This is a genomic window from Mucilaginibacter sp. (genome assembly GCF_039925265.1).
Taxonomy (GTDB): Bacteria; Bacteroidota; Bacteroidia; order Sphingobacteriales; family Sphingobacteriaceae; genus Mucilaginibacter.
The window spans coordinates 255540-267382 of sequence record NZ_JBDSZG010000008.1; the positions used below are offsets into that span (position 1 = coordinate 255540).

5 protein-coding genes are annotated in these 11843 nt (G+C 43.7%); all 5 read right to left on the bottom strand.

The window, feature by feature from the left end; genetic code table 11:
- Nucleotides 1–32: 32 nt before the first annotated feature.
- The 5 genes from ABIX36_RS03155 to ABIX36_RS03175 all read right to left on the bottom strand — a co-directional run bounded on the left by ABIX36_RS03155 (nt 33) and on the right by ABIX36_RS03175 (nt 11775).
- The gene (locus tag ABIX36_RS03155) at nt 33–2792 is read right to left on the bottom strand and encodes a family 78 glycoside hydrolase catalytic domain (protein WP_348080708.1); all 2760 of its coding nucleotides are present in this window, start codon (nt 2790–2792) and stop codon (nt 33–35) included.
- A gap of 80 nt (nt 2793–2872) precedes the next feature.
- The gene (locus tag ABIX36_RS03160; protein ID WP_348080709.1) at nt 2873–4342 is read right to left on the bottom strand and encodes a RagB/SusD family nutrient uptake outer membrane protein; all 1470 of its coding nucleotides are present in this window, start codon (nt 4340–4342) and stop codon (nt 2873–2875) included.
- 19 nt (nt 4343–4361) lie between these two features.
- Nucleotides 4362–7502 carry a TonB-dependent receptor gene (locus ABIX36_RS03165; protein ID WP_348080710.1) on the bottom strand — a complete coding sequence of 1047 codons (3141 nt, stop codon included), beginning with the start codon at nt 7500–7502 and terminating at the stop codon, nt 4362–4364.
- A gap of 388 nt (nt 7503–7890) precedes the next feature.
- A complete protein-coding gene (locus ABIX36_RS03170; protein WP_348080711.1) occupies nt 7891–9321 on the bottom strand; it encodes an arabinose isomerase in 1431 nt (476 codons plus the stop codon).
- Between the two features lie 60 nt (nt 9322–9381).
- Nucleotides 9382–11775, bottom strand: coding sequence for an alpha-L-rhamnosidase C-terminal domain-containing protein (locus ABIX36_RS03175; RefSeq protein ID WP_348080712.1), 2394 nt, complete (start codon nt 11773–11775; stop codon nt 9382–9384).
- Nucleotides 11776–11843: the final 68 nt, after the last annotated feature.

Consider the following 11843-nt stretch of genomic DNA (forward strand, 5'->3'; position numbering starts at 1 on the left):
GAGAGATTGCGGAAAGTATTCCATCAGACGGATTAAGGCGTTACTGTGAACTTATAATTGCCAGAACCTGTTTGCACCATTGCTTTACCGTTCTCATAACCCAATAATTTAATATCCTTATTCACTGAAATATCTTTCCCGCTTTCGGCTATTTTACTGTCTTTATTTGCAGGCAAATAAACCACCGCAGTTGCATTTACCGGGATATTTACCATCATTACAAAAAGTCCGTCTCTTTTGTTCCACTCGTTACTAACGGTGCCATAAGGAGATTCGAAACTTGCCTTTGTTTGAGTTACATCACCAACAACCTCGGGCCTGATAATGATCTTTTGGAATGCATTGGCGCTGCTATTTGCGCGTATGCCGCCCAACCCGCTGTAAAACCATTCCATCAGGTGCCCCAGCATAAAATGATTGTTAGACGAAATACGGTTGCCCGCCCACGATTCGGTAAGCGCAGTGGCACCCTGTGCTAACTGATAGCCATAACCCGGCACATCCGAGCGGCTATTCATATCAAAAATAACATCAGAACGGCCTGCATCATCCAATACCCGCAACAGGTACCGATAACCAATATCGCCAGCCGTTATACCATTATTGTGAGCACGGATATCCTTCACCAGCATATCTATCACTTTACTTTTATTCGCGTCCTCAACCAGGCCCATGTAAACAGCCATGGCGTTTGCAGCTTGGCTCCCGGTTCCATACTGGCCCTTCTCTGCATTGTAAAACGTTTTGTTGAAGGATTCCCTAACTTTAATGCCTAAAGCCTCGTATGCTTTTTCATCTTCGGTTTTACCGAGTATGCGGGCAATTTTAGTTAACAGGGTAAGGTCGTAATAATAAATGGCCGTACTGGTAATGCCGACAGGGGTTTGCTGAGAGGGCCCCAGGTCCCGTGGCCCTATATCATACCAATCGCCAAGGCCGAAATACAAAATATGGTTTTTCGATTTTTTTTCGAGATAGGCAGCATAACGCGCCATCATGCTATAGCTCTCTTCCAGCACCTGCTTATCGCCATACCATTGGTAAACATAATAAGGCATAATGATGCTGTTACTGCCCCACTCCGGCGAGTCCCGAAAAGGCCCCCCAAACTGTGTATACTCCGGCGCGATATCTGGGATGAGCCCCTCAGATGTTTGCGAATTCATCATATCCCTGATGATCTTGCGGCACAAACTGGCAATATCATAATTATACCGGATAGAGCTGCCCACTAAATGCGCTTCTTCCAGCCAGCCCAATTTCTCGCGGTGCGGGCAATCGGTAAAAATACTGGAGGTATTGCTCCTGATAGCCCAATCGATCAGCTTAAAGGTTTTGTTAAACAAATCGTTAGAACAACTGAATGAGCCTATAGTGGCAGCACTGTTACGGGTATGCAGGCTCTTGATCTCGGTTATAACAGGTTGCCCATCCTTAACTTCATCAGCAGGGCTCGCTCCTTCTACCTGTATATACCTAAAACCGTAGTACATAAACTGCGGGTGCCACTTCTCTACCCCCTCGCCTTTTAGCGTATAATTAAAATAAACCGGCGCTCCTACAGGTGCCTGTAAAACAAATCCTTTGTCATCTATCAATTCCGCAGGGGTAAGTTTTACTACCGCGCCTCGTTTGCCCTTAACGGCTATCATGGGGATACCCGAAGCATTTTGACCCATATCATACACCCACACACCCGGTTTAGGCTGTGTAACGCTTTTTACGCCAAACCGATCGAAGATTTTCAACGGTTCTTCCTGCTGCGATTCTAAGGAAGGCGGGCCATCAACAATTACCACATTTTTAAACTTGCTATCATCAAAACCGGGTTTATCCCAGCCGGTTTGCGTTAAGTTGGCATCGTAATCTTCGCCGCCGTAAACGCTGGAGAAGGTAACCGGGCCGGGGGCCGTTTTCCAGGTATTATCGCTTACGATGTTTTGCTCGGTGCCATCGGCATATTGTATCAGAGTGCGGCAGATCATTTTAGGAAAGCCATAGGCTCCTTTAAGCTTACGATAGCGCTCGCCGGGTACAAAATAAAACCCATTGCCCAGCATTACGCCTAACACATTACTGCCTTTTTTTAAGTTATTGGTGATATCAAAAGTTACGTATAAGGCATGTTTGCTGTACTGTGTCCATCCCGGGTCTAAAAAATGATCCCCCACTTTTTTGCCGTTGATATTAAGTTCGAACTGGCCAAGCCCGGTTACAAAAATGGTTGCCTTTTTAACATTTTTACCGAGTTTGAATTCTTTGCGCATCAAAGGCAGTATATCCTTTCCGGTATTCCACCTTTTATCGCCGGGGTTATCAGTCGCCGGCACAATGTGCAGCGAATCGGGCATTTTGTCATAGCCTATCCATTGCGCACCTTTCCAGTCAGTTGGTTTCAACAGGCCCATTTGCCATTTCGCTGCTCTACTCCAGGCAGACATCTTGCCGTAATTATCCCATACCATTACCTTCCAATAATAGGTTTTTGCGGCTGCAAGCTTTTTACCGGCATAGCTAATTTGGATGGATTGGGCAGAGTTTACCTTCCTTGTATCCCAAACGTTACCCATGTTTTTAGCGATCAGGGCAGAATCGTCTGCAACAATTACCCTGTAAGCTTTTTGCACACAATTACGCTGAGTTGATTGCAGTATCCACTGCAGTTTAGGCTGCGGATTATCAGTACCTAGTGGTTGCTTGCGATAATCGCACCTTACTTCTTTTACCAGCGTTTGCGCGGAAGAACTGATAGCCGCGAAAACAAGAAAAATAAACATTGTAGCTTTCTGCATTCTTTAAAATTTAATTAACACACAACCCGTTAAACGCAATTGTTTAACGGGTTGCCAGTTAAGGGATTGTTATTTAGTTATTAGTAGCCTGGGTTTTGCTGTAATTGTTTGTTAATATCCAACTCTGACTGCGGGATCGGAAATAGTAGCCTGTTCTGCGTGATATTGGTGTAAGCATTTGTTGGCAAATATGGTTGCTGTGTTTTAATTGTTGCACCAAAAGCAGTCATCACATTGATGGCCTGGCCTGTACGTACCAGATCGAGCCAGCGGTGATTTTCAAACGCCAGTTCAACCCTGCGTTCTTTTGCTATCGCAACGCGCATATCGGTTTGGCTTATGGCTGCAGTTGCCGCCAGCCCGGCGCGTGTTCTCACCTGGTTAATGTACGGAATTGCCTGCCCGGCTTTGCCCTGTTCATTTAAAGCTTCGGCCAGTAAAAGCAACACATCTGCATACCGGTAAATTATCCAATCGTCGCCTGTATTATTAAAATTTGCATACGGCCCGTGCGTGTATTTTTTGCAATAGGTATCATTTACCGTGTTACCGTCGCCATCTACAAAGCTAAAGGCGATAGAAGCATTCTTACGGGTGTCTCCCGCTTCGTAGGCTGCAATCAAATCCGGGGTTGGCTTGTTCCAGCCGCCGGTAGTTTTATTATCGCCGGATGGGCCTAAAATATTTTTGATGTTGGTAATATTAGGCGCAAACTGGAATGCAAAATTACTTTGCTGCCCTTGCGGCCCTTCTAAATACTGCACCTCAAATATAGATTCTGCCGTGTTGCGGCCTACAAATACATTGGCATAATTTGTAACTAAGCTATAGCCAAGTTTAGTTACATCTGTTAATACCGTTTCGGCTTCGGGGTAGCGTTTAAGTGTCATGTAAACATAACCCAGCAATGTTTTTGCCGAACCTTGCGTTACCATACCCAAAGTCGTTTGCTTTGCCGGCAATAAAGTAGCCGCGCTGGTTGCATCCGCTATAATCTGTTTGTACACATCATCGGCAGGTGAGCGTGGCAAAGCTGTTTCGGCTACCGAACTAACCTCTTTTAAATGCAGTGGTACGCCGCCAAAATACTGAACCAGCTCGAAATAATAAAAAGCTCTTAAAAACTGCGCCTGCCCTTTTAAATTGGCTTTTACACCGGCATCAATGGTCGAAGCGTCAATACGATCTAAAATAGCATTGGTACGAGCTATGCCAACGTAGCAACTTGCGTATTTGTTGGTGCCATACATGTTGATCGGTATATCCAAAAAACCCGAGATGTTCCATTTATCACTAAACTGGCCTCCCTGTAAACCGGGGCTGGCAAAATAAGTGGCATTGTCTGACCGCATTTCGCCCATAACGTAAGCGTCGCCGTATATATTTCGCAGCGGTACGTACGATCCTACAACGGCCTGGGTATAATCATTTGCTGTTTTAAAGTAAGTTGCTTCGGTTACTGCCGTTTGGGGCACCAGTTCAATAAAGCTTTTTTTGCAGGCAGATAAGCTTAATGCCAATGCCGCTGCTAATAATATCCTGATTCTCATAATGATATGATTATATGTTTTATTTTAAATTAACATTTACACCAAAACTGATGGTGCGCGGCACTGGATACGAGGTATTGTCGATACCGATGTTTACAACGCTGCTGCCCTCAACTCCGCTTACTTCGGGGTTAGCACCCTTGTATTTGGTAAAAACAATCAACTGCTGCGCGCTGGTGTAAACCCTAACACTTTTAATATAATTATTGCGTCTAAGCGGAATGGCGTAACCTAAGGTTACATTTTTAACTGTAAGAAAGCTACCATCGCTTACCCACCTTGAATTGGTATTTCGGGCCAGGGCAGTACCTACAACAATTCTTGGATGAACCCCATCGCCCTGATCTGTAGGCGACTTCCAGCGGTTGGCAACATCTTTAGTTACGTTAAACACACCATCCAAATTTTGGGTGTACTCTAACGTACGGTTTTGCAAATCGCCGCCATAAGCGCCTGATATGGTAATACCAAAATCGAATTTTTTGTAATACAGGTTATTGGTCATACCGTAAGTAAAATCGGGGTTGGGGTTACCAATAATGGTTTTATCCTTTGCGTCGATTATACCATCGCCATTGATATCAGCATACTTAACTGTACCTATTTGTGAGGGCGAATCGCTGCCGGTATACTTCGGCGAACTGTCAAAATCCTGCTGATCACGGTAAACGCCTATAAATTTATAGCCATAGAACATTCCTAACGGCTGGCCAATCAATTCTATATTAGCTCCATTCGGGTCCCTTGGCAAGTTTGTGCCGTATGGGCCTAAATTCAGGATCTTGCTGCGCACAAAGCTGATGTTGAAATTAGTTGACCATTTCAGGTTGGGGCCAACCAAATTTTGGCTGGTGATGGAAAACTCATGGCCGTGAAACTTCAACTTGGCTACATTATCGGCTATACTGGAGAAACCTGATTCGCGGGGTACGTTGATCTGGTACAACAGCGAAGAAGTGATCTTGTTAAAGTAGTCGTAACTAACGCTTATACGCCCTTTGAGCAAGCTAAAGTCGACTCCGATATCCAATTGCCTGGATTTTTCCCAGCTTAAATTGTTGTTACCAATGTTGGCGATAGATGTACCAGGGGTTAAAGTTCCATTAAAGGTGTAGTTGGTTGTTTGGGTATTAGGTATAAACCCATAATTCTGGATGTTAAAGTTACCGTTAACACCGTAACCAGCCCTCAATTTAAGATCGGATATGATCGGGAATTTCTGCATAAACGATTCCTCAGAAACGTTCCAGCCAACTGATACCGCCGGGAAATTACCGTATTTGGTATTAGGGGCAAAACGTGATGAACCATCCCTCCTGAAAGATGCAGAAACCAGGTATTTGTTTTTATAGTTATAGTTTAAACGCGAAACAAACGATACCAGCGACCATTCCTGAATATTAGTTTGGGGCGTATTAAACTGCGTGGCAGCAGCTAATGATGATATGTTATCATTCGGGAAACCATAACCGGATAGGTAGCTATAATTTTGGTGGTATTTTTGGGCGGTATAACCTACCAGTACATCAAAATTATGATCCCCAAAGCTATGTTTGTAATTCAGGGTGTTTTCTGCAAGCCAGGAATAGTAAATATTGCTGGTTGAACTTGCATTAGCCTGATTTGGCGGTGGCGCAAACAAGCCGCCTGATGTAGAAGGGCTCCAGGTTTGGTTTTGCTGATTTACGTAATCGATGTTTAAGGACGACCTGAAATTCAGATCTTTTATGATCTCAATGTTAGCATAAGCATTGGACAGTAAACGCCCTTTTTGCGTATTGTTCTTATTTTCTGTTGCCACACGGTACCAGTTTGGGTTGCCAAAAAGGCCCGGAGATTGAGAGGTTAAAGGCAAAGAACCATCGGCGTTTTTATAGGGAGATATCGGAGAGCTGGTTATTGCGTTTTGAATAATACCGCCACCAAAAATATTGCCATCGGTATTTCCGTTAGCTTGTTTTTCATAAGTTGGTGCTACGTTTAGCCCCACGGTAATTTTGCTGTTAAACTTATACTCGCTGTTTACGCGTAAAGAATATCTTTTATAGTTTGATGCTATCAGCACACCATCCTGGTTCAATACACCAAGTGTAGCCGTAGTTGTTGATTTTTCGGTGCCGCTGTTTAACGACAGGTTATAGCTTTGAATAGGTGCATTACGTAATAATACATTATACCAATCAGTACCTTTACCTGCGTATTGCGATGGGTTTTGATACTCAACAGGCATAGCTACACCCGTACCGCCGTTTGCACGGTTTATCCTGTCCTGCTCTTTAAACACATCTTGTTCATACTGTGCAAATTCCACTGCGTTCATCACATCGGGCCGGCCTTTTTGTGGTACGGTTTGCACACCATAAAATGCATTAAAGCTTAAGGAGTTTTGCCCTGGTTTAGCATGCTTGGTGGTGATAATAATTACACCATTGGCAGCTCTCGAACCGTACAACGCGGTAGACGATGCATCCTTCAGTACGGTAAAGGTTTCTATTTCGTCCGGGTTAAGGTTGTTGATATCGCTTACCAGTGGCACGCCATCAACCACATATAGCGGCTGGGAACTGCCACTGCCAGAAAATGTTACCGCGCCACGGATACGGATAGACATCCCCTGGCCTGGTATACCCGTTGTTTGATTTACCTGTACACCCGGTGTTCTTCCCTGGATGCTTTGTGTAAACTGGGTCACCGGCTGGTCTCTTACATCATCCGCCTTTATCGTAGTAACGGCTCCTGTTATGTCACCTTTTCTTTGCGTGCCATAGGCCACAACAACAACCTCGTTAAGCGTTCTTTGATCAGCTGCGAGTTTGATATTTAAAGTGCCCATGTTGTTAACAGGTACTTCTTTGGTTTGAAAGCCGATATAACGTACCAATAGTGTTGCGTTACCATCACTCACGACTAATTTAAATTTGCCATTTACATCGGTAGAAACGCCGTTGGTAGTTCCTTTTTCGCTAACGGTTACACCAGCCAGCGCCTCGCCGGTTTCGGAGGTTACCGTTCCGGAAACTTCAAATGCATTGGCCTTTGGCTTATCAGCTGCAATTGCCTGGTGCGACCCGTTGACTATCAGAAGCAGGGAGAGTGAAAAAATATAAAAAATATTCCACCAGGCCCCTTTAACCGGGGCTTTTTTTGTAAAAAAAATCATAATTTTGAATTAGGTTAATTAACAGATTAGCTAATGATTGCATTATCTATTCCAGCAGGCAATACAACTCATTTAATTAAGCAGGTATTAGCTAATACCTGCTTATATTTTTTGATTATTCCTTCCCCATACGTTAAATTATAATTAATAACATGTTGAATGATCAATTAAAATGGTGGCAATAAATTTATTATAACTGGCTTATTATAAAAGTGGCGCTATTGGCAGGGCTAATTCCTTTCTTCAAATTTAGTTGAGTGCACGGGCAAAAGGATATATAAAATGACAATTCTATTGTATAAAATGATATAACTTTTATACTTTTTTAACAATACGGTAATATCCCCTTTGCCTTTCTTCCCCGTTTAAATTGGGCAACCAAGCCGGTTTAACACACTTGCATTACATCAATATTAAGTAGCTGACCAAGTTTGTGCAATTTGCTGCTGATATGCCCAACACCTACGGCACAATGATGGGCAGGCCCGTAACTGTTCCAGGTGTTCACAAATTTGCGGGCTCCGATAGAGAATTTGTAACGGCTGTTGGTGTTACCTATTTCTAATATTGGCCCGGGTACCGATTCACCTTCGGCCACAAGCAGCATGAGTTTGCCACCGGCCTGTTCTACTACAGACAGAAATGTCACCGGCCCGTTTTTTACAGACATTTCCACCGAAAGGCCCTTACCTACTTTACCGTGATAAACCGCTAAGGGCCTTACCTTTGTTTTACCCTCTGCAATGGCAATATGGCCCGGCCCGTCGTGCCCCATTAATACTACATCAGCGGCAAAATCCATAGCATAATACTCTGTGAAAGAGCCACCTGCGCCAAAGCTATCCAGTATCTTCATCGCCTGTGCGTTCTTTATTTCATATTCGCCTGCTACGGGTATTCCCCTGGCGGTAAGTAACGAATTACCCAAAATAATAGAGCTGATCGTATCCTCATTATCCGTATTACCGGTTCCTTTATAGTAATAAGCCAAAGATCCCAGCTGATGAATTTCAACCAGGCGATCAAGCGCCAGAGAAGTGCGGGCTGCGCGCTCAAGCTCTTCCCGGCTGCAACCCTTCGTTATTTCAAACTGATCGCTAAATACTTGCACCCGCTGGCTAATAGCATCATCGCTGATATTTCTGCGCAAAGCGGCAAGTTCATCTACTTCCAGTAACTCAATATGACCTCCAAAGGCTGCATACTGCTGCGTGAGATCGGTATAAATATCCAGCATACCGCTGTAATAATGCCCCATGCAACCCAGACGATTAAAAGCCATTGTATTGGCCACCCGCGCCGCTTCTATGTATTCGGTAACTTCATTCCAGCATTCGGCATCTTCATACAACATACCGGTAACCTGGTAAAATTTTATGCCCGTGCGTTTAAAAACATTCGCCAGTTCCGGAACCGGGCAGGCCGAGCAATATGCCAGCCACTCTCCGGTCATCTGCCGCCGGTCATTCATGCTATTAAAAGCCTCATAATCAATTGCAGCCCCAGGCGAAAGATTTAAGATAATAACAGGCACTTTTGCACGCTGAACTACTGGTAATACCGTAGATGATAGTGCATAAGTGGTTACATACAAAAATATGATATCAACATCTTCCTTTTTAAACGTACGGCCGGCAGCAAAGGCCTTGTCGGGCGTATCTATCAGCCCCAGGTTTATCACAGCGGGATGAACCCGGCTGATTTTTTCTTCCACAACCGCCAAATACCCCTCCAATCGTTTTTTTAACCCATTAAACTGCTCCCAGTAGGCCTCCAGGCCTATTCCAAACAATCCAATTTTTAAAGTGCTCTGCTGCATATATATTATAACTTATTTATCATTTCAAACAATCCCATATCCCGAATCAGCCGGTATCCCCTATTTTTTATAAGTAATAACACCAATCCATTTTCCGCCGTTCAAATCGGTGCTGTACTGGCCAATTACTTTTTTCAGTGTTTTGGCAACACCATTCAGTTTAAAATCAGATACCGGTAATTCACCATTGAGCTTCAGTGCAGCAATCACCCCTTTTGGCACATCAATGGAAAACTTCATCCCATTTTTTGTTTTCTTCCAGGATACTGCGACTTTTCCAAACTCGGTAACCACGTTACCTTCGGCAAAATTCAGCCTACCCAACCTTGGATCAATTACCAGCCTTTTGTTCCATACCGGGCCATCTACTCTTACGCCTAATACACTCGAACTTAAAAAATACGCTGGGAAGATGCCGTAAATGTGAACTTTACTCCCCTCCTCAAAATAATGCTCCCACGAAGTTTGCCATTCGTTATCCAACATCGGTTTCCAACGCTCTTTGATCATGTCTAATATTTTTCCATCTGTGTCAATATTATTTTGGGCGTACATTTGCTTAAAACTGTAGTAATAAGTCATAAAGCAATACGGCTTGTCAAATTTGTCCTTCAAAAACTGATTTACGCTATCCACACGGGCAGCGGGCACTACTTCCTGGTCAACAGCAAAAATTGCGGCCTCAAATGTAGGTTCGGCATATCCGTTTTTAATTTTGATATTGCTGTGCTGCTTCTCAAACATTTTTTTTGCAGCCTCCTCATTGTCCATGTAACCACTATAATAAGTTCCGCTATTTCTATCCCACAGATACTTGTTAATGGCAATTTTCAGCTTGTCGCCAGCAGCACCAAGCATAGCTGCTTCATATTCTTTATTTATTTTTTTACCCAGGTATTCGGCATCTTTAAGCGCTTTATACACAAAGGCATTCAAGCCGGTACCTTCACATACCTGGTAACGTAAGGGGTTGGTAGACACCTCCCATTCCCTGGCTTTAACAAGCCCGCGTTGGGTACGGCGCTCCAAAAACCAGTTTAGTTGTTTAGTTATCGGCAGCCATATCTCTTTTATGAATTTCTTATCGCCGGTGCTTTCATAATATCTCCTGGCACCTTCCACCCAATCGCAGGCTCTATCCTCCATATAACCGTGAATGTCCCACCTGTCTGAGCAGGTGTGTGCTTTTACCCGGCCATCCGGCGTTTGTGTTAAAGCTGTGCGACGTAACATCTCTTTCAACAAGCGGGCATCTGCATACATTTTCTTTCCGTCAACATCCGGGCCTTCCATGCTTGCACGGGTTACGTCAAATCCCGGCGGATCGCAGTCCATCCATTCTACTCTTTCCCGGTCGGCACAGTCATCGTAAGCGTCTTCGCTCAAAATTTGTAACGATCTGGTAAGCCTGTCCCATAACGTATTAAGTACGGGGTCGCTACAATTAAAGCTTCCTGTTCGTTTAAAAGGATACCGCCGTTCAATTATCTTTAATCGGTTTAATTTTATTACGCCATCGGCAGCATAAACAACAAAATGTTTTATTCCATAGGTATCAAAGGTGGTATAGTTTTGTAAACCATTGCGGGTAATATAAGTATTGTTAAGTTCGCCGTCTTTATCAAATAAACGTAGTCGGGCTCCGGCTTCGGCACTGATATCCAAACTTAAATAGGCTTGGTAATAGTCGGGCAGGCTTACCTTTAGCGTATCACCTTTATTTAGTGTTATTGGCAAGTTGCTAATGGATAGTTTGCCGTTAATGGTCAGGTTATTCACCACGGTTTCCTGCTGAAAAGGAAGTTCCTGTTTATGCAGCGGGGCAAAGTTATTTAGATCGGAAATAGGAACAGCATTACCCCATGCTTCATCGTTAAATGTACCGGAAGTATAATCAGCCGGCATTTTACGGGCATCAATATTTTCGCGAATAGATGACCACGCAAACGGGCGTCCCAAATAAGCCAGTTCCGCAGATGCCTTCCAGCTTCGGTCTGTTCTAATTTGCCCGCCTTTTAAATTCTTTAATTCTATCAGCGCAGTAAAGCCGGCCTCGTGAGCCATAATTTGTCCCGTATGATCAAAACGGTGCACCACAACTACAATAGTGTTATTTCCTTTTTTAAGGTAAGCAGATATATTTACACTTGCGTACTCCGGCCCTCTGTTTTCGAAGCGTACTGGGCCCCGCATTAAATATTTCCCATTGATAAAAACAGCGAAACGATTGTAGGCAAAAAGATTAAGCGTTGCCTGAGCGCTACCATCCTTAATCGTAAAGCTTTTTCGGAAAACTACATGCAGATCTCCGCGTTTACTAGTGTCTTTAACATTCCAGATATAACTTTTATCTAAGATCTTTGATATCGGGCCCTGGGCATTTGTAACAAAAGGAAAGATAAGCAGTATTACTAAAATGCTAAAGCATATTGCTTTGGGGTAAGAAGTGTACATCGTTCAATTTTAGGTTAAAACAAATTACCGCCCTTTTTGACTGGGTGATTTATCAAATCTCATGTGAG

What these genes read in the sequence shown, in the direction of transcription:
- ABIX36_RS03155 (WP_348080708.1), bottom strand. Translation starts at nt 2,792, where the DNA reads ATGCAGAAAGCTACAATGTTTATTTTTCTTGTTTTCGCGGCTATCAGT.
- ABIX36_RS03160 (WP_348080709.1), bottom strand. Translation starts at nt 4,342, where the DNA reads ATGAGAATCAGGATATTATTAGCAGCGGCATTGGCATTAAGCTTATCT.
- ABIX36_RS03165 (WP_348080710.1), bottom strand. Translation starts at nt 7,502, where the DNA reads ATGATTTTTTTTACAAAAAAAGCCCCGGTTAAAGGGGCCTGGTGGAAT.
- ABIX36_RS03170 (WP_348080711.1), bottom strand. Translation starts at nt 9,321, where the DNA reads ATGCAGCAGAGCACTTTAAAAATTGGATTGTTTGGAATAGGCCTGGAG.
- ABIX36_RS03175 (WP_348080712.1), bottom strand. Translation starts at nt 11,775, where the DNA reads ATGTACACTTCTTACCCCAAAGCAATATGCTTTAGCATTTTAGTAATA.